General features: G+C 61.0%; 19 protein-coding genes. 11 read left to right on the top strand and 8 right to left on the bottom strand.

Translation table 11 applies throughout. The features are described from left to right. The first annotated feature begins 119 nt into the window (after positions 1-119). From ACP7BX_RS08935 to ACP7BX_RS08950, 4 genes are all read left to right on the top strand, one after another. Positions 120-2,075 (top strand): hypothetical protein, encoded by a 1,956-nt coding sequence (locus ACP7BX_RS08935; RefSeq protein ID WP_426160573.1) that lies wholly within the window; start codon positions 120-122, stop codon positions 2,073-2,075. Between the two features lie 63 nt (positions 2,076-2,138). Then, a complete protein-coding gene (locus ACP7BX_RS08940) occupies positions 2,139-3,131 on the top strand; it encodes an AraC family transcriptional regulator (protein ID WP_426127025.1) in 993 nt (330 codons plus the stop codon). Between the two features lie 122 nt (positions 3,132-3,253). Next, positions 3,254-4,294 (top strand): histone deacetylase family protein, encoded by a 1,041-nt coding sequence (locus tag ACP7BX_RS08945; RefSeq protein WP_426127023.1) that lies wholly within the window; start codon positions 3,254-3,256, stop codon positions 4,292-4,294. Further along, the gene (locus ACP7BX_RS08950; RefSeq protein ID WP_426127021.1) at positions 4,291-5,382 is read left to right on the top strand and encodes a polyamine ABC transporter substrate-binding protein; all 1,092 of its coding nucleotides are present in this window, start codon (positions 4,291-4,293) and stop codon (positions 5,380-5,382) included. Before ACP7BX_RS08945 ends, ACP7BX_RS08950 begins: the two co-directional genes overlap by 4 nt. Here ACP7BX_RS08950 and ACP7BX_RS08955 read toward each other — a convergent pair whose 3' ends face one another. After that, entirely contained in the window at positions 5,383-6,921 is a 1,539-nt protein-coding gene (locus tag ACP7BX_RS08955) for a PLP-dependent aminotransferase family protein (protein ID WP_426127019.1), read from the bottom strand. It abuts the gene before it with no gap. Positions 6,922-7,008: 87 nt separating this feature from the next. On the opposite strand from ACP7BX_RS08955, the gene ACP7BX_RS08960 reads away from it, so the two are divergent. From ACP7BX_RS08960 to ACP7BX_RS08970, 3 genes are read left to right on the top strand one after another with little or no spacing between them, the layout of a single operon-like run. Further along, positions 7,009-7,647 (top strand): FMN-binding negative transcriptional regulator, encoded by a 639-nt coding sequence (locus ACP7BX_RS08960; protein WP_426127017.1) that lies wholly within the window; start codon positions 7,009-7,011, stop codon positions 7,645-7,647. Then, entirely contained in the window at positions 7,644-8,090 is a 447-nt protein-coding gene (locus ACP7BX_RS08965; protein WP_314527043.1) for a GNAT family N-acetyltransferase, read from the top strand. The genes ACP7BX_RS08960 and ACP7BX_RS08965 overlap by 4 nt, the downstream gene beginning before the upstream one ends. Positions 8,091-8,100: 10 nt before the next feature. Further along, positions 8,101-8,772 carry a GNAT family N-acetyltransferase gene (locus ACP7BX_RS08970; RefSeq protein WP_426127014.1) on the top strand — a complete coding sequence of 224 codons (672 nt, stop codon included), beginning with the start codon at positions 8,101-8,103 and terminating at the stop codon, positions 8,770-8,772. A gap of 39 nt (positions 8,773-8,811) precedes the next feature. Here the strand turns inward: ACP7BX_RS08970 and ACP7BX_RS08975 are convergent, their stop codons facing one another. Together ACP7BX_RS08975 and ACP7BX_RS08980 are read right to left on the bottom strand one after the other, a co-directional pair. Beyond that, positions 8,812-9,087, bottom strand: coding sequence for a helix-turn-helix domain-containing protein (locus tag ACP7BX_RS08975; protein ID WP_177110939.1), 276 nt, complete (start codon positions 9,085-9,087; stop codon positions 8,812-8,814). Further along, entirely contained in the window at positions 9,084-10,418 is a 1,335-nt protein-coding gene (locus ACP7BX_RS08980) for a type II toxin-antitoxin system HipA family toxin (protein WP_426127012.1), read from the bottom strand. The genes ACP7BX_RS08975 and ACP7BX_RS08980 overlap by 4 nt, the downstream gene beginning before the upstream one ends. A 234-nt stretch (positions 10,419-10,652) precedes the next feature. Between ACP7BX_RS08980 and ACP7BX_RS08985 the strand changes: the two genes are divergently transcribed. Next, positions 10,653-11,936, top strand: coding sequence for an autotransporter outer membrane beta-barrel domain-containing protein (locus ACP7BX_RS08985; protein ID WP_426127010.1), 1,284 nt, complete (start codon positions 10,653-10,655; stop codon positions 11,934-11,936). A 71-nt stretch (positions 11,937-12,007) separates the two neighbouring features. Here ACP7BX_RS08985 and oadA read toward each other — a convergent pair whose 3' ends face one another. Together oadA and ACP7BX_RS08995 are read right to left on the bottom strand one after the other, a co-directional pair. After that, positions 12,008-13,816: a sodium-extruding oxaloacetate decarboxylase subunit alpha gene (gene oadA, locus ACP7BX_RS08990; protein WP_177058418.1), complete on the bottom strand. Its 1,809-nt coding sequence runs from the start codon at positions 13,814-13,816 to the stop codon at positions 12,008-12,010. A gap of 11 nt (positions 13,817-13,827) precedes the next feature. Continuing rightward, entirely contained in the window at positions 13,828-15,243 is a 1,416-nt protein-coding gene (locus ACP7BX_RS08995; RefSeq protein ID WP_016978663.1) for an acetyl-CoA carboxylase biotin carboxylase subunit, read from the bottom strand. 196 nt (positions 15,244-15,439) lie between these two features. On the opposite strand from ACP7BX_RS08995, the gene ACP7BX_RS09000 reads away from it, so the two are divergent. After that, positions 15,440-16,414, top strand: coding sequence for a LysR family transcriptional regulator (locus tag ACP7BX_RS09000; protein ID WP_033897252.1), 975 nt, complete (start codon positions 15,440-15,442; stop codon positions 16,412-16,414). On the opposite strand, the gene ACP7BX_RS09005 is transcribed toward ACP7BX_RS09000, so the two are convergent. The 3 genes from ACP7BX_RS09005 to ACP7BX_RS09015 all read right to left on the bottom strand — a co-directional run bounded on the left by ACP7BX_RS09005 (position 16,344) and on the right by ACP7BX_RS09015 (position 20,536). Next, the gene (locus ACP7BX_RS09005) at positions 16,344-16,541 is read right to left on the bottom strand and encodes a PA3496 family putative envelope integrity protein (protein ID WP_073860054.1); all 198 of its coding nucleotides are present in this window, start codon (positions 16,539-16,541) and stop codon (positions 16,344-16,346) included. The two genes, ACP7BX_RS09000 and ACP7BX_RS09005, sit on opposite strands and share 71 nt — an antisense overlap. A 93-nt stretch (positions 16,542-16,634) precedes the next feature. After that, positions 16,635-17,501 carry a transcriptional regulator HexR gene (hexR, locus tag ACP7BX_RS09010; protein WP_003177007.1) on the bottom strand — a complete coding sequence of 289 codons (867 nt, stop codon included), beginning with the start codon at positions 17,499-17,501 and terminating at the stop codon, positions 16,635-16,637. Between the two features lie 161 nt (positions 17,502-17,662). Next, entirely contained in the window at positions 17,663-20,536 is a 2,874-nt protein-coding gene (locus ACP7BX_RS09015; protein WP_426127007.1) for an EAL domain-containing protein, read from the bottom strand. 247 nt (positions 20,537-20,783) lie between these two features. On the opposite strand from ACP7BX_RS09015, the gene uvrD reads away from it, so the two are divergent. Both uvrD and ACP7BX_RS09025 read left to right on the top strand, forming a co-directional pair. Continuing rightward, the gene (gene uvrD, locus ACP7BX_RS09020; protein WP_033897250.1) at positions 20,784-22,967 is read left to right on the top strand and encodes a DNA helicase II; all 2,184 of its coding nucleotides are present in this window, start codon (positions 20,784-20,786) and stop codon (positions 22,965-22,967) included. Between the two features lie 189 nt (positions 22,968-23,156). Beyond that, on the top strand, positions 23,157-24,029 hold the full coding sequence (locus ACP7BX_RS09025; RefSeq protein ID WP_033897249.1) for a Tim44 domain-containing protein: 873 nt from the start codon (positions 23,157-23,159) through the stop codon (positions 24,027-24,029). Positions 24,030-24,148 lie beyond the last annotated feature (119 nt).

A 24,148-nucleotide genomic window follows, 5' to 3' on the forward strand; every position in this document is an offset into this window, starting at 1 on the left:
CCCTCGGCGAAATCAACAGAAAGGCAGGCCCCCATCAACACCTGTATCGCGGCGGCGAGCACTGGTACGCCCCCGTGGGTGAGCGCTGGTTCCAGGTGCAGGTAGATGAAAACGACACCGTGTTGATCGTCGACTCCACTCGTCCCGAGCGCACCGGCCCGCCCTTGATCCACAGCCGCCAGGGCCAGTGGTTTGTCGATACGCGCCTGCGCCTGCGAGGGGGCGGCCCCAAGATCATGAACGGTAAAGCACGCGCGCTTGCGAAAAAGAGGGCTGATGAGCTGCGCAAGGAACTTGATCAATTTGAGAGCGGCAAAGCCACCGCGCAAAAGGCGCTGCAACTCGCTCGCCGTGAATACGACAACGCCCCTCCTGAATCGATCGAAACCTTGCGGCGAACCTACATCCAGACCCTGGAGGACCAGCGCAAAGACTACGAGTCGGCACTGCAAAAGCTCAAAGAATTGAACGTTCACAACCCCAGCACGGACTACGCGCCAAAAGCCCTTAGCTACATCAAGGCCCAGACCAAACTGACTCAAGAGGCAATGCGCGACATCCTCACCCGCTTCACCCCCAACAGGCAAACCGTACTGGAACAACTGGAACGCCAGACCGAGTCGCCGCAAGAGCGTGACATCAAGATATTTCGTGAGACGCACGAGTTGACCAACAATTTGCTCACTCAACTCCAATACATGACTGGCCGCTTCGAGGAACTCAAACGCCTGGGTAAAACCGGCTCGCTGCACCTGGCTGACCAGCAGGCAAAGATGCCCGTCCACACCATCGACACCCTCATGGCGTTTCGCGTGACACTCAGCCGCAACCTGTGCCTGCTTGAAGATACCCTCAGCACGGCGCCGGGTGCCTGGACGCAGATTGACGAGATCGTCAACACTGCCGACATCGCGATCCGGTGCCTGTACGACACGCTGGAAGAGATCAGCCAACGGCGCCTGGATGAACGCATTGATAGCCTGAGCAGCCTGATCGAGCAGTTTCAGATACTGGATGAACGCTTGCAGGATTTTCCCGTCGAGTTCCCCAAACAAGCCATCACCGAGCCGTTGCTTGAGTTACGCAAGGAGCTCACCGAATTCCAGCGGCGCGCCACCAGTAACCTCGGTTATCTGAGCCAAGAAAGAACGAACCTGAGAAGCCGCCCCACCCCACCGTCATCCCCGCTGCGTCCCCAAAAGCAATTTATCTACACGCGTTTCAGCGGCCTGTTGATCGGCAAGCCGCGCTTATCCGATGTCGGCGTGGAGACCGGCCTGGTGGATATTCTCTCGCCGCTGACCAATCAAGTCCTCGCGACCTACCATGAGAAAACTGACGGCGTCTGGGTCCGGCGCGAAAAAACCCCGCCCCCCTCGACCGAATCCATTGCGTTGGACGTACAAACCAGCATCGATCAGGGCCAGGCCTTGCTCGATGAGTTGCCGTTGTTTCTCGCAAAGGCCCGTTCCCATGCCCTGTTCTCCGAACGCGCACCGTTCGGCATCGAGTACTTGTATCACCAGCATGCTCAGCAACTGGAACACGCCAGCAACACGATCGAACACGCCCTGACACAACACAACCTCACCGAAAACGATGGGCTGTCCGTCTCCGCCAGTACTGTAACCAAAGACCTCGATACGGCCCTCAAAGACCTCTACCAACAGAGCAATCAGTTGGTACAGCGCAGGCTCAAGCTGCATCCGCCTACCGTGTCCGGTGTCCAATGGCTTGAACGGCGTAAGGTCATCAGCATTAAAAAAGAAACCGTGAAACGTCGCAGGATCTCAAAAGACCCGAACGACTTCCTGGATGAGTACAGCATCACTGACCGCACCAACGGGACCGTGTTGTGGTACGCACACTTCCATTACAGCGCCGACTGGACATCGGACAATGCTTATCAATCTGCCCGCCTGATAACCCCGGCAGAACGGTCGGCGGGAAACACAGCCAATCTACCCGCAGAGTTGACCCGCGCGGAAACCGTCGCGTTCTACCGCAGTGAGATCAGCGTGATGCAGGCCGAAAAACTGTTTTTCAATACATCGAAAACCAAGTCCGGCGATTGATCGACGCCACGGGGCGGCATGCAATTTGCTGCCCCTCTGCCACACCCTGGCGCAGGTTTCCCCATGCTGCATTCACACCTGACCACCCTTAACGCCGTATCCCTGGTCCTGGCCACCTTCAAGGACCAGGGCCTGGCGAGCGATGTATTGCTGGCCGGAAGCGGCATTGGCGTAGCCGATCTGCGCCATGCCGACACCCGAATCACCACCTGCCAGGAAATGCGCGTGTGCGCCAATGCCGTGGCCCTGTGCCAGGACATCGGCCTGGAACTGGGACAGCGCATGCATGTGTCCAGCTACGGTCTGCTCGGTTATGCGCTGCTCACCAGTGCCACCTTAGGTGACGCTTTGCGTCTGGCGCTGCGCTACCCGGCACTGCTGGGAACACTTTTCGAGCTGAGCCTGGTGGAAGCTGGCGATCAGGTCTGGCTGACCGCCGGCGACTATCGGGAAGACCCGGCGCTGGCGGCGTTCAATGTGGAGTTTTGCCTGGTGTCGCTGAAGGTGATCTGCGATGACTTGCTCGGCTGCGCGTTACCCCTGCGTGAGGCACGCTTCGATTACTCGGCGCCGGTTTATCACGCCCGTTACGCCGAGCGCTTCGACTGTCCGTTGCGTTTCGACGCCCCCGCCAATGGCTTTGCCTTCGATCAGGAGTGGCTTGCACGCCCCCTGCCCCTGGCCGACGCCATCACCCATCGGGCCATGGCCGAACGCTGCCGCAAACAAAACTCCGAGTTCACCGGACGTCAGGCCTGGCTCAATCGCGTGCGCCAATTGCTGGCCGACCAACTGCACGCCGCACCGGGCCTTGATGGCTTGGCGGCGCAGATGAACTGTTCGGCGCGTACATTGCGTCGACACTTACAGGCTTTGGGTTGCAGCTATCAGCAACTGCTCGATGAGCTGCGCTTTGAGCAAGCCAAGCTGTGGCTGGCGCAAAACCAGATGCCGATCCATCAGATCGCCGAACAACTGGGCTTCAGCGAAACCGCCAGTTTTCGCCACGCGTTCGTGCGCTGGAGTGGGGTGGCGCCCAGTCTTATGCGCCATTAACGGGCGATTTCCGGTCAAAGCCATTGGCCACATTTATCCCCTTCTGGCCGCTCCTGCCGTTCTCATGACTGCTGCGTGACGCAACACTGCAAGGCACAACAACGAGCCTGCGGGGAGTACCCATGCTGACGATCTACTCCGACGATCACCACCTGCATCACGGACGCTGCGAACTGATGGACGGGCAACTGATGCCCTGCTTCGAAATGCCGTCTCGTGCCGACCACGTGTTGCAACGCGTCAAGGACCGTGAACTCGGCCCGGTGCAGGCGCCGCAGGACTTTGGCCTGGCCCCCTTGCAACGCATCCACAGCCGCGACTATCTCGACTTCTTCAAAGGTGCGTGGGACCGCTGGACCGAGTTCGGCCAGGACGGTGACCTGCTGCCCTACACCTGGCCCGCCCGCACGCTGCGCCGGGTGCTGCCCACCAGCCTGCACGGCCAGCTCGGCTATTACAGTTTCGACGGCGGCGCACCGATTACCGCCGGCACCTGGCAAGCGGCGTACAGCGCGGCGCAAGTCGCACTCACTGCGCAACAGGCCATCCAGCAAGGCGCCCACAGTGCCTTCGCGCTCTGCCGGCCACCGGGGCACCACGCCGCCAGCGACTTGATGGGCGGTTATTGCTACCTCAACAACGCCGCCATTGCCGCGCAGGCGTTTCTCGACCAGGGCCACAAAAAAGTCGCGATCATCGACGTGGATTACCACCACGGCAACGGCACCCAGTCGATCTTTTATGAGCGCAGCGACGTCTTGTTCACTTCGATCCACGGCCATCCGGAAGCGGAATTTCCGTTTTTCCTGGGCTATGCCGATGAACGCGGGGATGGGCCGGGTGAGGGCTTCAACTTCAACTATCCACTGCCGGCCGGTTCCGGCTGGGAGCAGTGGAGTGCAGCCCTCGAAGAAGCCTGCCAAGAGACCGAACGCTACGGCGCCGACATCATCGTGGTGTCCCTGGGCGTGGACACGTTCAAGGACGATCCCATTTCACAGTTCAAGCTCGACAGCCCGGATTACCTGGCCATGGGCCAACGCCTCGCCCGCCTGGGCAAACCGACGCTGTTCGTGATGGAAGGCGGCTACGCCGTCGAAGAAATCGGCATCAACGCCGTCAATGTGCTCGAAGGTTTCGAACAAGAAGGAGCGACCCGATGAAGCTGCTCACCACCCTCGCCCTCTGCGCCACCGTCTTGAGCGGTGCCGTCCAGGCTGAAGAAAAAACCCTCAAGGTCTACAACTGGTTCGACTACATCACGCCCAAGGCGCTGGAAGATTTCAAGGCGCAGAACCCGAAGGTCAAACTGGTGTACGACATCTTCGACACCAACGAAGCGCTGGAAGCCAAGCTGCTCACCGGCAATTCCGGCTATGACGTGGTGGTGCCGTCCAATGTGTTCCTCGCCAAGCAGATCGAAGCCGGTGTGTTCCAGCCCCTGGACCGCAGCCAATTGCCCAACTGGAACCACCTCGACCCCAAGCTGATGAAGCTGATCGAGGCCAACGACCCCGGTAATAAATTTGGCGTGCCCTACATGTACGGCACCATCCTGATCGGTTTCAACCCGGACAAGGTCAAGGCGGTACTCGGGCCCAACGCACCCGTCGACAGCTGGGACTTGATCTTCAAGGAAGAGAACATCAGCAAACTCAAGCAATGCGGCGTGGCCTTGCTCGATTCGCCATCGGAAATCCTGCCGCTGGCCTTGCAGCACCTGAGCCTGGACCCCAACAGCAGCAACCCCAAGGACTACGTCAAGGCTGAAGCGCTGTTGATGAAGATCCGGCCCTATATCACCTACTTCCATTCATCCAAATACATGGCCGATATCGCCAACGGCGACATCTGCGTGGCCGTGGGCTATTCAGGCAGCTTTTCCCAGGCCGCCAATCGCGCAAAGGAAGCCAAGAACGGCGTGACGGTGGACATGCGTTTGCCCAAGGAAGGTGCGCCGATCTGGTTCGACATGCTCGCCATTCCCAAGGGCGCGCAAAATCCGCAGGACGCCTACACCTTTATCAACTACCTGCTGCAACCTCAGGTGATTGCGCCGATCAGCGATTTTGTCGGCTACCCGAACCCTAACAAGGATGCGACCGAGCAAGTCGATCCGTCGATTCGCAACAACCCGAACCTGTACCCGACCGAGGCGGCGATGGCCACGCTGTACACCTTGAAGCCGCTGGGGCGTGATGCAGAGCGGGCCAGGACGCGGGTCTGGACCAAGATCAAGTCGGGCACCTGATCAGCATTGCCAGGCCTGGCGCAACCGCGCCAGCGCTGCGGCAATATCGGCTTCTGGCACGGCGGCGAAGCCCAGTACCAGGCCGGCGCGCTGATCCATCGGCGTGGTGGATTGCGACAGCCAGTAGCTGCTCAAGCCGTTGATTTCGACGTCGACCGTGTGGGCTTGGGCGAGCAACTGCTGCTCGCGGGCCAGGCTGTCCACGCGAACGGTCACATGCAGCCCGGCTGCGACATTGGGTAGTTCGCCAACCCCCTCCAGCCCGCTTGGCCAGCCGACCAACAACGCATTGCGCCGACTCAGGGCAGCACGGCGCATGCGTCGGATGTGGCGTTGGAAGTGCCCGGCAGCCATGAACTCGGCCATCACCGCCTGGGTGCTGACCTCGGAGTGGCGCATATCCACCGCACGACGCCGGGCGAAGGCATCGACCAGGCCCGGTGGCAATACCAGGTAGCCTAGACGCAACGCCGGAAAAGCCACCTTGCCGAAGGTGCCGACATACAGCACACGACCGCTGCGATCCAAGGCCGCCAGCGGCGACAGCGGCGCGCCGGTATAGCGGTACTCGCCGTCGTAATCGTCCTCGATGATCCAGCCCTCCGTGCGTTCGGCCCAGGCCAGCAATTCCAGGCGCCGCGCCAGGCTCATCACCACGCCCATCGGATACTGGTGCGAAGGCGTGACGTACGCCACGCGACAATCCTGCAAGCGGTTGAGCACCTGGCAATCAATGCCCTCGCCGTCCACCGGTACCCCGTGCAATTGCCCGCCAGCCAAAGCAAAGGCATGCCCTGCGGCGCGGTAGCCGGGGTTTTCCACCGCCACGCCATCGCCGGGCTCCACCAGCAACTGTGCACAAAGGCTGATTGCCTGCTGTGCGCCACTGGTGATCACTATTTGTTCAGCGGTGCATTGCATGCCCCGCGAACTGCGCAGGTAAGCGGCGATCAATCCGCGTAGGCGGCTGTCACCCGCCGGGTCGCCGTAGCACAGTTGCTCCAGGTCCGGCTTACGCCAGAAAGCCCCGTTCAGCTTGGCCCAGATTTCAAAGGGAAACAGATCGAACGCGGGTACGCCCACCCGGAAGGCCCTTGGAGGCCCCGAGGGAGGCAGCGACAGGTGGTTGGTTTTTATCCGCGCCAAACCGGCCCTGTGGATAACTTCTTCGTCCAAATCTTCAGGCAAATTTGCCAGTTTTGTGGATAAGGTTGGGGATAACCCTGTTGAAAACCTTGTGGATACTTTTGTGGATAGTTTTTTGGCGGTGGGTAGCTGAGCGACATAAGTACCGTCCCCTACCCGGCTCTCGATAAATCCTTCCGCGTACAGCTGATCGTAGGCACGCACCACACTGTTACGCGAGATCGACAGGGCCGCCGCCAGATCACGGCTGGCAGGCAAACGCGTCCCGCTGACCAATCGCCCATCCAGTACACGCTGGCGCAATGCTTCATACAGCTGGCGCGTCAGCCCCTGACGGCGATCCAGCTCGATACCGGCGGGGTTGAACGACAGCGGCGGCGTGATGGGCGACATATTGGACCTATAAAATTGGCGTTAGATGGCTCTTACAACAGACCATTAGCCTGCCTAGGATGCAGGCATTCGCCAAGGAATATTTCCATGTACACACCCCGCGCCTTTGCCCTTGAAGATTTGCCCGAATTACAGCAACTGATCCAGCACACCCGCCTGGCGCAGCTGGTGACGGTGGGTGAGCAAGGCCTGCTAGCCAGCCACTTGCCGCTGCTGCTCAATCCCGATGAAGGCGCCCACGGCACGCTCTACGGGCACCTGGCCAAGGCCAATCCGCAGTGGAAGGACCTGCAAAACGGCGGCGAAGCGCTGGTGATCTTTGCCGGCGCCGAGGCCTACATCAGCCCGGCGTTTTACCCGGCCAAGGCCGAACACGGCAAAGTCGTGCCCACCTGGAATTACATCGCCGTGCATGCCTACGGCAAGGCCGAGGTGTTCAGCGATGCCGAGCGTCTGCTCGGCGTGGTCACCACTCTGACCGACCGCCATGAAGGCGGGCGTGACCAGCCTTGGAAAGTCAGCGACGCCCCGTCCGACTACATTGACGGCATGCTCAAGGCCATTGTCGGCTTTGCCCTACCGATCGAGCGCCTGATCGGCAAACGCAAACTCAGCCAGAACCGCAGTCCAGCCGACATCGCCGGTGTCCGCGAAGGATTGGCTGCCAGCCAGGACGTACGCGACCAGACCCTCGCCCGCTTTATTCCCCAAGGAGTTGCAGAATGAGCCCGATCGATATCCGCCAGGTCACCGCCGACGACCACGCCGCGTGGTTGCCGCTGTGGCAGGCGTACCTGAAGTTCTACAACACCGAGCTGCCGGACGCGGTCAGCCAAAGCACCTGGCAGCGCCTGATCGACGCCCATGAGCCGACCCACTCGGCGCTGGCGTGGCAGGATGGCAAGGCGGTGGGCATGGTCAACTTCATTTACCACCGCTCCAACTGGAGCATCGAGAACTCCTGCTACCTGCAGGACCTGCTGGTGGACCCGGCGCAACGCGGCACTGGCGTGGGCCGCAAGCTCATCGAATTCGTCTACGCCACCGCCAAGGCCGACGGTTGCTGCAAGGTCCACTGGCTGACCCACGAGACCAACGCCACCGCGATCCAGCTGTACGAACGCATCGCCGAACGCCCGGGTTTCATCCAATTTCGCAAAGGTCTTTAAGGAGCGCAGCATGTCCACTTCCCTCGCCGACTGGAAAGGCGTTCCGGCGCCGACCGTGCAACTGCTTGAAGGGCGCTTTATCCGCCTGGAAAAACTCGACCCGGCGCGCCATGGTGATGATCTGTTCCAGGCCCTCCAGGGCCCCGGCGCCGACCCCAAGCTGTGGGACTACTTGCCTTACGGCCCCTTCCCCGAGCGCCGCGCGTTCAATGACTGGCTGAACAACCACGCAGCCCACAGTGACCCGTACTTTTTCAGCGTGATCGACCGCGCGACCGGCCAGGCCCAAGGCATCCTCAGCCTGATGTCTATCGTTCCCGCCCAGGGCCGTATCGAAATCGGTCACGTCACCTTTGGTGCGCCGATGCAGCGCTCACCGAAAAGCACCGAGGCGGTGTACTTGCTGGCCAAGCATGCGTTCGACCAGGGTTATCGTCGCCTGGAGTGGAAGTGCAACAACGGCAACGCCCGCTCCAAGTACGCGGCCGAGCGCCTGGGGTTCAGTTTCGAGGGTGTGTTCCGCCAGCACATGGTGGTGAAGGGGCAGAACCGCGATACGGCGTGGTACTCGATCATCGACGCCGAATGGCCGACAGTTGGGGCGGGGTTTGAGCAATGGTTGTCAGAGGCCAATCAGAAGAACGATGGGCAGGTGAAAACACTCACAGAGTGCCGGGCCTGATGTGGCTGAACGTTCCCACCCTGGGTGGGAACGGTTCTTTCACACGTCTCGACGAATCTTTACAACCCCCATCCTCAATCCGAATGGGCGGAACACCGCGTTCAGCGACTTCAGCGTCTGATTCCCCTCGCCATGCTCGATATGCACCAAGGTGCGTACGGAAATCCGGCACATCTTGGCGAACTGACTTTGATGCAGGCCGGTGACTTCGGTGCGCAGTCGACGCACGGCCTCGCCCAGTTCGAGCGTGCCATCGGCCAAGCCTCGTTCCACCTGCTCGATGACCTCTGCGCGCTGGTCGATGGAAAGACTCATCTTAGCCCCCATTCAGCCAATCGCCGGTCCAGGTCACGCAATGCAATTCGGGGATGATTCATGGTGACCTCTGGCAGGCCACTGGCGACGAGAATATCCGGCAAGGCTCGCAGGTGTTGTGCCTCCTGGCGCAGGCGTTCGAAAGCCAGGTCAGGCTCGACTACATCGGAAAGCGCGTCGCATACCCCACGCCAATGGATGTCTCCTGCGACCTCCAAGGCGCCCGGCCATTTCGTCGTGCGCGTGACGCCCTCGTCGTCCATGACCATTGGCGCCAGGTCATAGATCGGCGCGAGCTGCAAACCGTCGCGTGCCCGAATAATCGATGTGTTACGCCCGTGGTTATCGGAGTTGCCCAGGATCTTGTTCAGCAGATCACGGCGCAGGTAATCGACAACCAGCTCGATGAGCTGCCCGCCTTGACCGACGGCCCTCCATAAATCAGCCAGCAGTTGCACGACGTTCAAATGATCCATGGCACTTCCCGGTGCGGTGACACCGGCAGCCGAGTAAATTGACTCCACTGCAAAACGCTGCACGCCCTGGGCACTGACCGCACGATCAAAGCGATGCATCCATAGGCTCGGCTTGGAAGCCTCCTCCAATGCCAGACCTTCGACGGCAACGGTTTCGATCCCCAGCACTTGCAGGGCCTTGTAATAGTGGTACTCGCTTCTGAGTATGTCCTGGTCCCGTTGCAGGCCGTGATTACGGGCAAACTTGATAAACCAGTGCTGGATGACTTGGTCGTCCTCCAGCACCGCGTCCGGGTACAACAACCCATCGCGACCTTGAGCCAACAGCAATTTGGGCGCTTCCCCTCCCGCCCCGGTGGCGCCGCCAATGGCAGCACCTTGCTCGTAGGCGTATTCGAGGAAGCGATTATCGCGCTCAACCACGTCTTGGCGTGCAAAGCCTACGACGGGACGGCCCTGTTCTGTCAGGACGGACTCTTTGATACGCATATGCCCGATGGGCGCGGGCGTACTGCGTGCCAGCAAGAATAAATCCGTGCCGATGTTGTCCGGTTTCTGCGCACCCACGCGGCTCAGCAGAAAACGCTTGGCGGCACCCGCCGGAGCAATGTCATACAGGAACGGCGGGACGTGCTTAAGAGACTCGCGCCCCCAGGTAAGCGGCACCCGAACGCTGACCGCTGCGGCAAACAGGGTTTCAATACGCTCCAAGTGATTGCCCAAATAGGAGGTTTCGTAACCGTATCGGCATGGGCTGGCAAAGCCGTTTTGCGGCTCAAGGAATTCCAGAATCATCGCGTCCTGCCAGGTATTGGCCTCGAATACCTGCACAGTCAGTTTGAATGGGGTTTCCATCTGCAACTTAATGCACCTCTAGAGCGCGATCGGATGACGAATATGCAATATAGTGCATAAACTCGAAAATTCCAGAAGCATAACCGCAATAAAATGCATATCGGTATTTCAAGCCGAGCTTTATTTCTTCCTCCAACAAGGACCACTCCCGCAAATCACCGGCCAATGCCCTGACAGTTATCCCCCGGCTAGCTCGATAAATTCCCGACCTCATCCATAAGAGGTCGGGAAGTCATGCCCATAGCACCCCGCAGAATCGCGCTCTATATCAGCCTTGCCATTGCCACCAGCCTTCCACTCGCCCAAGCCAGAGGCGACATCGAGTACATGCCGTATTGGTATCAACCCTACGACGCGCTCGATGATGAATGGTCCTATTCACCCGAAACTGAAGGTGTGCCCATCGATGGCCATTTCACTCGGCAAGCCACTTCCTACAACGGCTTGCAGGTGGCAAAGGTGCTGGAGCCCGCGCTGACTCGCCTGCTGGAGTCAGGGAAGCTGAATTCCGAGCAGATCAAAGCCCTGGAAAAACTCAACGCCGAACTCGCGCAGAAACCCGGCGCATTCGGCGCGGCGCTTGAGCAACTGGCCGGCAGCCAGAACGCCAACCTGGCGGCGGCCACCCAAAGCACCACCCAGCAATTGAGCAACCGAGTGCTCTCGACCCTGCGTGAATTGCCCACCAACACTGACAGCCACTTCTGGGTGAAAAACCTCGGCAGCGAAGGTGGCCTCAATAGCCAACGCGGCACTGCCGGCCTGAATACCGCCAACCAGGGCGTTTTGATGGGTGCAGATTGGTCGGTCGACCACGCCTGGCGCGTCGGCGTACTGGGGGCAAAATCCACTAGTCGCTTCGACACGCAGCGCTTCAGCGCAGACCTGGACAGCTGGCACCTGGGCGGTTACGCGGTGCGCCAGGACGGCCCATTGGCGCTGCGTCTGGGGGCGATCTACAGCAGTCATGCCGGGAAGAACCTGCGTGGTATCGAGATCCTGAATTACAAGGACACGCTAAAGGGTCGCTACAACGCCAACAGCCAGAATGTCTTCGGCGAAGCGGGCTATCAACTGGGCAATGACGGCTTCAGTGTCGAACCGTTTGCCGGCCTCGGCTACCAGCGCTACAGCCGTGACAGCTTCAAGGAGCAAGGCGGGCCCGCCGCGCTGAACGTCGAGGCGCAAACCCAGCAGAACCTCAGCAGCACCCTTGGCCTGCGCCTGGCCACGGTGTTTCGCTTCGATAACCAGATGAGCCTGACGCCCCACTTGAGTACGAGCTGGAAACACCTCTATGGCGACGTCGACAGCCAGGTGCGCCAGTCCTTTCGCCAGAGTGGCATTGACGGCTTCACTGTTCAGGGCGCGTCCCTCGACCGCAATAGCCTGGGCCTGCAGGCAGGACTCGATCTGGCACTGTCGACAAACCACACGGTCGGCTTGACCTACAGCGCGGAAAATGGCTCCAACAGCAGCAACCAGGGCCTGATAGGCCAGTGGCGGATGCAGTTCTGATCAAATCACAGGCGAAAAAAAAGGGGAGCACCTGCCCCCCCGAGGATTAAACGGTAGTGTCGAAGGCTGGATCAGCCTTCGATTTCAATCAGGATTTCGCCAGGGTTGACCCGGTCGCCTTTAGCCACATGAACGGCGGTCACCTTGCCGGCAATGGCTGCCTGCACTTCGGTTTCCATCTTCATGGCTTCGGTGATCAGCACGGCCTGGCCGGCCTTGACCACGTCGCCTTCCTTGACCAGCACGTCGACGATGTTGCCCGGCATCGCGGTGCTGACATGACCCGGCGCGGTGGCGTGCTTGCGGTTGCTGCTGCCGCCGCTGACAAACTCGTTGAGCGGCTCGAACACCACTTCTTCCGGCATGCCGTCGATGGACAGGTAGAAGTGACGCTTGCCTTCAGCCTTCACGCCGACACCGGTGATGTCCACGCGGTAGCTTTCGCCGTGCACGTCGATGACGAATTCGGTCGGCACACCCTCACCACCGGCACGGGCCACGCCGCCGGCTTCTGGGATGGGCAGCAACACTTCCGGCGCCAGGGTGCCGGCATCGCGTTCTTCGAGAAACTTGCGCCCGATGTCCGGGAACATGGCGTAGGTCAGCACGTCTTCTTCGGACTTGGCCAATGCGCCGATTTCGCCGCGCAGCTTGGTCATTTCCGGCTTGAGCAAATCAGCCGGGCGCACGTCGATCACTTCTTCGCTGCCGATGGCTTGGCGACGCAACTTCTCGTTCACGGTGCCCGGCGCCTTGCCGTAGCCGCCTTGCAGGTAGAGCTTCACTTCGTTGGTGATGGTCTTGTAACGCTCGCCGGCCAGCACGTTGAAGAACGCCTGGGTACCGACGATCTGCGAGGTCGGCGTGACCAGCGGTGGGAAGCCGAGGTCTTCACGCACGCGCGGGATTTCGGCCAGCACTTCGCTCATGCGGTTGAGGGCGCCCTGCTCTTTCAACTGGTTGGCCAGGTTGGAAATCATCCCGCCCGGCACCTGATTGACTTGCACACGGGTGTCGACAGCGGTGAATTCGCTCTCGAACTGGTGATATTTCTTACGCACGGCGTAGAAGTACAGGCCGATTTCCTGCAGCAGTTCCAGGCTCAGGCCGGTGTCGAACTCGCTGCCTTTAAGGGCAGCGACCATCGACTCGGTCCCTGGGTGGCTGGTGCCCCAGGCGAAGCTGGAGATGGCGGTGTCGATGTGGTCGGCACCGTTTTCGATGGCCTTGAGTTGGCACATCGCGGCCAGACCAGCGGTGTCATGGGAGTGAATGAAGATCGGCAGGTTTTGCTCGGCCTTCAGCGCCTTGACCAGTTCGCCGGTGGCGTACGGCGTCAGCAGACCGGCCATGTCCTTGATTGCGATCGAGTCGCAACCCATGGCTTCCAGTTGCTTGGCCTGGGCCACGAAGGCTTCGACGGTGTGCACCGGGCTGGTGGTGTAGGCGATAGTGCCTTGGGCATGTTTACCGGCAGCTTTCACCGCTTCGATGGCCACGCGCAGGTTACGCACGTCGTTCATCGCGTCAAAGATGCGGAACACGTCGATGCCATTCACCGCAGCCTTGGCCACGAACGCCTTGACCACGTCGTCGCTGTAGTGGCGGTAGCCCAGCAGGTTCTGACCACGCAGCAGCATTTGCAGGCGCGTGTTGGGCAACGCGGCGCGCAGCTTGCGCAGGCGCTCCCACGGGTCTTCTTTGAGGAAGCGTACGCAGGCGTCAAAGGTGGCGCCGCCCCAGACTTCCAGGGACCAGTAGCCGACTTTGTCGAGCTTGTCGCAGATCGGCAGCATGTCGTCGGTGCGCATGCGGGTCGCGAGCAACGATTGGTGGGCGTCGCGCAGGATGGTGTCGGTGACAAAGATTTTCTTGGACATTGTTGTATTCCTCACAGGCCTGCGTGGGCGGCGATGGCGGCGGCGATGGCCAGGGCCAGCTCTTCGGGTTTGCGCTTGATCGAGTAATTGGTCAGTTCAGGGTGGGCTTCAACGAAGCTGGTGTTGAACTGGCCGCTGCGGAATTCCGGGTTGCGCAGGATTTCCTGGTAGTAAGCGGCGGTGGTCTTCACGCCTTGCAGGCGCATGTCGTCCAGGGCACGCAGGCCGCGGTCCATGGCTTCTTCCCAGGTCAACGCCCACACCACCAGTTTCAGGCACATGGAGTCGTAGAACGGCGGGATGGTGTAGCCGGTGTAGATCGCCGTGTCGGTACGCACGCCGGGGCCGCCGGGTGCGTAGTAACGGGTGATCTTGCCGAAGCTTGGCAGGAAGTTGTTCTTCGGGTCTTCGGCGTTGATGCGGAACTGCAACGCGAAACCACGGTGCTGGATGTCTTCCTGTTTCACCGACAGCGGCAGGCCAGAGGCGATGCGGATCTGTTCGCGGACGATGTCGATCCCGGTGATTTCTTCGGTGATGGTGTGTTCCACCTGCACGCGGGTGTTCATCTCCATGAAGTACACCTCGCCCTCGGCGAGCAGGAACTCCACGGTGCCGGCGTTCTCGTAGCCCACCGCCTTGGCGGCGCGTACCGACAGGTCGCCGATGTAGGCGCGCTGTTCCGGCGTCAGTTGCGGGCTTGGAGCGATTTCGATGAGCTTCTGGTTACGACGCTGGATCGAGCAATCGCGCTCGAACAGATGCACCACGTTCCCAAAGCTGTCACCGAGGATCTGCGCCTCGATGTGCTTGGGATTGACGATGCATTTTTCCAGGAACACTTCCGCCGAACCGAAGGCCTTGGTGGCTTCGGAGATAACGCGGGGGAAGGCTTGTTCAAGTTCTTCGCGGCTGTTGCAGCGGCGGATACCACGGCCGCCGCCACCCGAAGTGGCCTTGAGCATCACCGGATAACCGATGCGGTCGCCTTCGGTGAGCGCCTCATGGATATCCGCGACGTTGCCTTCGGTGCCCGGCGTGACCGGCACACCGGCCTTGATCATGCTGCGGCGCGCTTCGGTCTTGTCGCCCATGCGGCGGATCACTTCCGCCGACGGGCCGATGAACTTGATACCACGTTCGGCGCAGATATCCGCCAGTTCGGCGTTCTCCGACAAAAAGCCGTAGCCGGGGTGCAGCGCATCACAGCCGGTTTCCACCGCCAGGTTCACCAGCTTGCGCGGGTTCAGGTAGCCAGCCAGGGGCTCGGCGCCAATGCTGTGGGCTTCGTCGGCACGCTTGACGTGCAACGCGTGACGGTCGGCGTCGGAGTAGACCGCGACCGAGCGAATGCCCATCTCGGCGCAGGCACGCACGATGCGTACGGCAATTTCACCACGGTTGGCGATCAGGATCTTTTTTATCACTTGGAAATTCCCTTGAGCCGATTGCTGCGTTCTTCGACCCGCTGGAGCCGGGTCGGCGCGTGACCAAATGTTTCATGACAGTCGCGAGACACACACTAAGCCCGCCGAGGGATTAACAAAAATCAATAATTATTGGGTCGTGCATAAGTAAAGACTTATAGTTGAGGTCATCAGGTTTCGCGGGAGCATGCTAAAAATGCGTAAGTCATTGATGCGTATGACATTGCGTCAATTGCAGATCTTCAATGAAGTGTGCGATTTGCGCTCCTACAGCCGTGCTGCCGAGGAAATGTCCCTCACACAACCGGCCGTTAGCCTACAAATTCGCCAGCTGGAAGAGCTGATCGGCCAACCGCTGTTCGATTACGTGGGCAAAAAGCTCTACATGACCGAGGCCGCCGAAGCCTTACAGCGAGCCAGCCGCGATATCTTCGGGCGCCTGGAAAACCTCGATATGCAGCTGTCGGACATGCAGGGTTCGCTGCAAGGCCAGTTGAAGCTGGCGATTGAATCCAGCGCAAAATACTTCGTGCCACACCTGTTTGCCGCCTTCAAGCGCCAACATCCCGAGGTGCAATTGCACCTCACGGTGGTGAACCGCGCCCAGGTGATTCGCCGGCTTTCGGACAACCGCGATGACTTGGTGATCATGTCCATGGTGCCCCAGGACATGGGCCTGGAATTCCTGCCGTTCCTCAACAACCCGATCGTCGCCGTGGCGCCACCCGATCACCCGCTGAGCCTGCAAGGGCCGCTGCGCCTACAGGACCTGGAACCCTACACGCTGCTGCTGCGCGAACCGGGTTCCGGTACGCGACTGGCGTGCGAGGAGTATTTCAAGGAAAAACGCGTGCACTTCACCCAGACGGTGGAAGTGGCCTCGGCCGAGGCGCAGCGCGAATGTGTCTGCGCGGGGTTGGGCGTGGCGCTGCTGACGCGTCACGCGGTCAACATGGAGCTGGCCACCGGCGGGCTCAAGGAGCTGCCGGTGGAAGAGCTGCCGCTGTACCGCAGTTGGTGCCTGGTGCAAGCCAAAGCCAAGCGCCTGTCACCGGTGGCCCATGCGTTCCTGGGCTTTATCCGCAGCGAACGGGTGCAAATCAGCGCGCTGGCTGAGCGTTTCGCTGGGCAGCCGCGGGTGCCTGCCAGTGGAGTTCCGGGTAGTCACTGATGCTCTGGAGCAGCTGGCGCTCCTCGCAACGGTCTTCGATTGCGCGACGGAACGCCATGCGGCGCTGGTCTTCCTGCTGACGACGGGTTTTGACGGAGCTGTTGCTGTCTTCGTAGGGCCGGGCCATTTGGAGTCTCCCAATGCGAGTACGGGGAGTTCAGGATGGCCCTGGGCGATGACGGTTTGGCGGCGCGGGGATTACAAACTGATGAAACTTTGATCAATCATCCAATGCTTTGACGGACTTGGGCGACAACCGCAGGCTGCGCAAGCTGCGCTTCACGCTCTTGAGGTGGTTGACCAGGCTCGGCCCGCGCGCCATGGCAACGCCCATCGCCAGCACGTCGATCACCACCAGGTGGGCGATGCGCGAAGTCAGCGGCGTGTAGATCTCGGTGTCTTCGTGCACATCGATTGCCAGGTTGACCGTGGACAGTTCCGCCAACGGCGTCTGGCTCGGGCACAGGGTAATCAGCGAAGCGCCGCTTTCACGCACCAGGTTGGCGGTAATCAGCAAGTCTTTGGAGCGGCCCGACTGGGAAATGCAGATCGCCACATCCGTAGGTTTCAAGGTCACCGCCGACATGGCCTGCATGTGCGGGTCGCTGTAGGCCGCGGCAGTGAGCAGCAGACGGAAGAATTTGTGCTGGGCATCGGCCGCCACCGCGCCCGAAGCACCAAAGCCATAGAACTCGACACGCTGGGCCTGGGACATGGCCGTCACGGCCTTTTGCAACTCCACCGGGTCGAGCTTCTCGCGCACTTCCATCAGGGTATGCAGGGTGGTGTCGAAGATCTTCAGGCTGTAGTCGGCGACGGAGTCGTCTTCATGGATCGCGAATTGGCCGAAGCTGGCACCGGCGGCCAGGCTTTGCGCCAACTTGAGTTTCAAGTCCTGGAACCCGGAACAACCGATGGCGCGGCAGAAGCGCACGATGGTCGGCTCGCTGATGCCCACGCTGTGCGCCAGGTCGGCCATGGAACTGTGCATCACAGCCGCAGGGTCAAGCAGCACGTGATCGGCAACCTTGAGTTCCGATTTGCGTAACAGGTGGCGCGACTGGGCGATATGTTGCAACAGGTTCAAAGGGCAGGACTCTTGTTATGGGCAGGGCCAGGGATGTAGCAAGCTTGTAGTTATACTACAAGAATTGTCGTTTTGCCCGTCCGACGCATCACTAAATCGCCCTGCTCCCCTTTGAATCTAAGGGCGGCCAAGTTGTAGCCACAGGGGCGTCCCAGGTATCACTAGGGATAATCTGCATTTTTCCGTAACAATTCTGCCAGCCCTTCGGCCTGCATCGGCCGACTGATCAAGTAGCCCTGTACCTCATCACAACGCTCACCGCGCAGGAAGTCCAACTGCTGCTGATCTTCCACGCCTTCGGCCACTACCTTGAGCGCCAGCCCATGGGCCATGGCGATAATCGCGCGGGTGATAGCGGCGTCTTCACGCCCCTGGCCCAGCCCACGGATGAAAGTCTGGTCGATCTTCACGTAGTCCACGGGAATGCGCTTGAGATAGCTGAGGGACGAATAACCGGTGCCGAAATCGTCGATCGCCAGCTTCACGCCCAGGTCACGCAGTTGCTGGAAGGTCGCGATGATGTGTTCGACGCTGTCGAGCAATTGGCTTTCGGTCAGCTCCAGCTCCAGGTATTGCGGGTCCAGCCCGGTTTCTTCGAGCACCTGGCGCACCAGGCTGACCAGCTTGCCCTGTCGCAGTTGATGCACGGACAGGTTCACCGACACCCGGATTGGCGCCAGACCTTGGCGTTGCCATTCACACGCCTGCCAGCAGGCCTCGCGCAGCACGAATTCGCCGAGCGGCACGATCAGGCCGGTCTCTTCGGCCAGACCGATAAAGTCCCCCGGCGGCACCATGCCCCACTGCGGATGGTCCCAGCGGATCAACGCTTCGGCGGCATTCAGCTTGCCGGTGGCCAGGCACAGCTTGGGTTGGTAGAACACCGTGAGCTGGCGCTCTTCGATGGCCTTGCGCAGATGGTTTTCCAGCTGCAAACGCTCCAGGGTGCTGGCTTGCAGGCTGTCGGTGTAGAACTGAAAGTTATTGCCGCCCAGGTGCTTGGCATGTTGCATGGCCATGTTGGATTGGCTGACCAATGCAGAAATTTCCCGCGCATTGTCCGGCAGCAGGCTGACGCCGATCGAGGCACTCACAACCAGCTCATGCCCGTCCACCGTCACCGGCACCCGCAGTTTGGCCAGCAACCGCGTGGCGACCCGCGCCAGGCTCGACAGGTTGCCGTAGGCGTCGAACAGCACGGCGAATTCGTCGCCGGACAGACGCGCGATGGTGTCAGCCTCAGGTAACGCATTGATCAGGCGGCGCGCCATTTTTTGCAGCAACTGGTCGGCGACTTCATGGCCAAGGCTGTCATTGAGCAATTTGAAGCGGTCGAGGTTGATGTGCAGCAACGCCAGGCTGCGCCCACCCTGGCGGACCCGCTGATGGGCCTCGCGCAGCCTTTCGCGGAACAGCGAGCGGTTGGCCAGGCCGGTCAGCTCGTCGTAATGGGTGAGGTAGCGCATGCGCTCTTCCGACTCACGCCGCGCCGATAGATCAGCGAAGAAGCCCACGATATGGCTGACTTTTCCCCGGATATCACGCACAACATTCAATTGCAGCCACTGCGGGTACAGCTCACCGTTCTTGCGCGTTTCCACCAGCTCACCCTGCCAAGTGCCGTGGCTGAGCAACGCCTGGCGGATCACCGGGAAGTGACGGCGGGCATCGCGGCTGCTGGGCAGTTCGACCACATTGCGGCCGATCATATCGTCGGTTTCAAAGCCGGTGACACGGCTGAACGCCTGATTGACGGCAATCAGCTTGTAGTCCGGGTCAAGGATCACGATGCCTTCGCTGGCGGCCTCGAATACGGTCGAGGCCAAGCGCTGCTGTTCTTCCAGGGCCTTGCCGGCGCTGATATCACGCCGCGTGCCGAGCATGCGCGTGACCCGTCCACTGGGCCCGCGCTCCACGGCGCGGCCACGGTCTTCGATCCACACCCAGTGCCCATCGCCATGGCGCACGCGGTATTCCACCAGGTAGTCCTCGCTGCGGCCCTTGAGGTGCTCCACCAAGGCACGCTTGAGCAGCGGCAAATCTTCAGGATGCAGGCGTGGCTTGAGGTGGCTGAGCATCGCCGTGACGTATTCCGGCTCCAGGCCGAACAACTCCTTGAGCTGGGTGTGATGGACTTCGTCGGTTTGCAGGTTCCAGTCCCACAGGCCCAACTCACTGGCTTGCAGCGCCATGGCCAGGCGCGCTTCGCTTTTATTCAGGGCCAGGCTGGCGGCGTCCAGTTCCTGGCTGCGTTGGGCCACGCGGTCTTGCAGGCCGATCTGGGCTTCGCGCAGCTCTTGCTCGACCTGACGACGTTGTTCCACTTCGCGCACCAGCTCCTGATTGAGTTGCTCGCTGCGCTGTTGCGCCTGCTGCAGATGCTCGATCAACGCCTGGTTCTGAAAACGGCGCAGCAGCCCGCGTTGGATCAGGCGATTGACCTGCCACGCCACCAGGCTCAAGGACGCCAGCAGGATCAGGCCAAGCACGCCCCAACCGCGCTGCTGCGGGTCGCCGGTCCAGAACAGGTAGAGGATGGCCGGCACCAGGCACGGCAAGGCAAACGACAAAAACGCTGGCAGGCTCACGGCATAGGCCACGCTGGCCGAGAGCGTCGCTGCGCCGATCAGGCCGAACACCCAGGCTTGTTGCATGAAGCTGTCGACCGGCACCAGCGCGATGGCGGCCGTGGCCAGCGTCAGGCCGCTGACGGCCGAGCCGAGCATGAACATCCGCCGCCACACCGGCTGGGCCTGGCGACTGGGCATGGCCGAGTCGAACGCCGCCACCTGGATCACGCGCATCGCCACCAGGGCCAGCAGCCAGACCAGCCAGATGCTGTCCAGCAGGTATTGCTGGGGGTTCCACAACAGCCAGGCGCAGACCAGGCCATTGACCAGCATCAACAGGGTCGGCAGCAGCGAGCCCTGATACAGCAGGCGCGTGCGCTCGACCGCCATCTCCGTGGCGTAGTGTTTGCGAAGAACCTGCGCGGGTGCCGTCGAGGGGCCGAGCAGGTCGGTGCTGAGGATCATAGGCAGTGTTCTTATAATGGTGAGCCCGAAACGTCGACGGAGCATACACAAGCAAGCGCCTGGGCCAAACTGCTCTGCGTCATAAAAACTGCACGGTCGTACAGCGCAAACTTCCGGGCCAGACGGCTTGAGCGAGACGCGGCGCGGGCTGTGGCCATTGACCGACCGGTCATCACCCTGGCGGTTTTCCGTCGACCACCCGGCATTGGTATTTGCCCCACTCCCCCGGGCACCCTAGAATGCGCCGATGCGCGATGATCTCTCCCTTTTGCTGAACTCCCTCAACGATGCCCAACGCCAGGCCGTAGCAGCCCCCGTTGGCCGTCAGTTGGTCCTGGCCGGTGCTGGCTCCGGTAAAACCCGAGTGCTGGTGCACCGTATCGCCTGGTTGATCCAGGTCGAAAACGCGTCCCCGCATTCCATCCTGTCGGTGACCTTCACCAACAAGGCCGCTGCCGAGATGCGCCACCGCATCGAGCAGTTGATGGGCATCAGCCCGGCCGGCATGTGGGTCGGCACCTTCCACGGCCTGGCGCACCGCCTGCTGCGGGCGCACTGGCAGGAGGCGGGTTTGGCCCAGACCTTCCAGATCCTCGACAGCGATGACCAGCAACGCCTGGTCAAGCGCGTGATCCGCGAGCTGGGCCTGGATGAACAGCGTTGGCCGGCGCGCCAGGCGCAATGGTTCATCAACGGCCAGAAAGACGAAGGCCTGCGCCCGCAACATATCCAGGCCAGCGGCGATTTGTTCCTGGCGACCATGCGCAGCATCTATGAAGCCTACGAGGCCGCCTGTGCACGCGCCGGGGTCATCGACTTCTCCGAGCTGCTGCTGCGCGCCCTCGACCTGTGGCGCGACAACCCAGGCCTGTTGGCCCATTACCAGAAACGCTTCCGCCACATCCTGGTGGACGAGTTCCAGGACACCAACGCCGTGCAGTACGCCTGGTTGCGCCTGCTGGCCAAAGGCGGCGACAGCCTGATGGTAGTGGGCGACGACGACCAGTCGATCTACGGCTGGCGTGGCGCGAAAATCGAGAACATCTACCAGTATTCCGAAGACTTCCCGGACGCGGTGACCATCCGCCTGGAACAGAACTACCGCTCCACCGCCGGGATCCTCAAGGCCGCCAACGCCTTGATCGCCAACAACACCGGGCGCCTGGGCAAAGAGCTGTGGACCGACGGCGGCGAAGGCGAGGCGATCAACCTGTACGCTGCCTTCAATGAGCACGATGAAGCACGCTACGTGGTGGAAACCATCGAAAGCGCGCTGAAAACCGGCCTGGCGCGCAGCGATATCGCCATCCTGTACCGCTCCAACGCCCAATCGCGGGTATTGGAAGAAGCCTTGCTGCGCGAACGCATCCCGTATCGCATCTATGGCGGCCAGCGCTTCTTCGAGCGCGCCGAAATCAAGAACGCCATGGCCTACCTGCGTTTGCTGGAAGGTCGCGGCAACGATGCGGCGCTGGAGCGGGTGATCAACATCCCGGCGCGTGGCATCGGCGAGAAAACCGTCGAAGCGATTCGCGACCACGCACGTCATGCCGATGTGTCGATGTGGGAAGCCATGCGCTTGCTCATCGTCAATAAAGGCCTGACCGGCCGCGCAGCCGGCGCTTTGGGTGTGTTTGTCGAGCTGATCGAGAACCTGGCAGCCAAGTGCGCGGAAATGCCATTGCACCTGATGACCCAGACGGTGATCGAACAGTCCGGGCTGATCGCCTACCACGAGGCGGAAAAAGGCGAGAAAGGCCAGGCCCGGGTAGAAAACCTTGAGGAACTGGTAAGCGCTGCCCGTGCCTTCGAAAACACCGAGGAAGATGAAGAGCTGACGCCGCTGGCTGCTTTCCTCGGCCATGCGTCGCTGGAAGCCGGCGATACCCAGGCGGATGAGCATGAAGACAGTATCCAGCTGATGACCTTGCACAGCGCCAAGGGCCTGGAATTCCCGTACGTGTTCCTGGTGGGCATGGAAGAAGGCCTGTTCCCGCACAAGATGAGCCTGGAAGAACCCGGCCGTCTTGAGGAAGAACGCCGTCTGGCCTACGTGGGCATCACGCGCGCCATGCAGAACCTGGTGATGACCTACGCCGAGACCCGACGCCTGTACGGCAGCGAGACCTACAACAAGGTGTCGCGCTTCGTACGTGAAGTACCGAAGGGCCTGATCCAGGAAGTGCGCTTGTCCAACAGCGTCAGTCGCCCGTTCGGCGGCGGGCAGCAGCAGAACTCCAGCAGTATGTTCGCGGGTTCCGAGATTCCGGAAACCCAGTTCAGCCTTGGCCAGCAGGTCAGGCATTCGGTGTTCGGCGAAGGCGTGATCCTCAACTTCGAAGGCGCTGGTGCACAGGCCCGGGTGCAGGTGAACTTCGCCGAAGGCAGCAAGTGGCTGATGATGGGCTACGCGAAGCTCGAAGCCGTCTGAAACATTTGCCTACATGAAGGTGACTGGCCCGCCCTTGTTTTTAACAGGCGCGGGCCAATATCTGTAATAAGTCCTACAGACCATTCTGAATCGGTCCTACGCAAAAGCCCGAAACATTATGTCGCTAGCCAGTGTCACTCCACCTGTGCAACATGGCGCGCGTGCAATCCACAAATGGGAATTCCCTTTATGAAACGTTTTCTTAGCATCGCCATGGCGTTGTGCATCGGCCTGACGATGAGCATCGACGCCAACGCCAAACGCTTCGGTGGCGGCAAAAGTTCCGGTGCGGCACCGACTCACCAGACCAGCCAAATGGCTCCATCCGCCGGTGGCATGGGCGGTGCAGCCGCGACCGCAGGCGCAGCCGGTGCTGCCGGCGCCGCTGCCAAGGCCGGCGGTGCTTCGCGCTGGTTGGGCCCTCTGGCCGGTATCGCTGCCGGTGGCCTGCTCGCTTCCATGTTCATGGGTGGCGGCTTCCAGGGCATGCAGATCTTCGACATGCTGATCCTGGCGGTCATCGCCTTTGTGATCTTCCGCTTTATCGCCGCCCGTCGCCGCAAGCAGCAGGAGCACCTGGCTCCAGCCGGCGCGCCGATGCAGCGTGAAGTGTTCGAGCAAAAACCAGCCATGGGCTCGATCTTCGGCGGTTCGGCAGCCCCTGCTGCAGCCCGCCCGGTGATCAACGCGCCGGCCTGGTTCAACGAAGAGCGTTTCGTCGAAGCGGCCCGCAGCCACTTCCAGTCCCTGCAGCAGCACTGGGACGCCAACGAAATGGACAAGATCGCCGAGTTCGTGACCCCGCAACTGCTGGAGTTCCTCAAGCGCGAACGCGCCGAGATTGGCGATGCATTCCAGTCGACTTACATCGACGACCTGCGCGTGCAGTTGGACGGTGTGGATGATCGCGCCGACAAGACCATCGCCACCCTGACCTTCAGCGGTGTGTCGAAGACCTCGCGTTTCGACCAGGGCGAAGTGTTCAGCGAAAGCTGGAACATGGAACGTCCACAAGGCGACAACCAGCCTTGGCTGGTCGCCGGTATCCGCCAGAACGGCTGATCCCTGCACGCTTGAGCAAGCAGTTACAAAAAACCCCGGACTTGTCCGGGGTTTTCTATTTCACGGTTGCACTTATAGCGAGCTACTGTATAAAACGCCCCTATAAACCGCGCCATCTA

Source organism: Pseudomonas sp. DWP3-1-3b3, assembly GCF_049896305.1.
In the GTDB taxonomy this organism is placed as follows: Bacteria; Pseudomonadota; Gammaproteobacteria; order Pseudomonadales; family Pseudomonadaceae; genus Aquipseudomonas; species Aquipseudomonas azotoformans_A.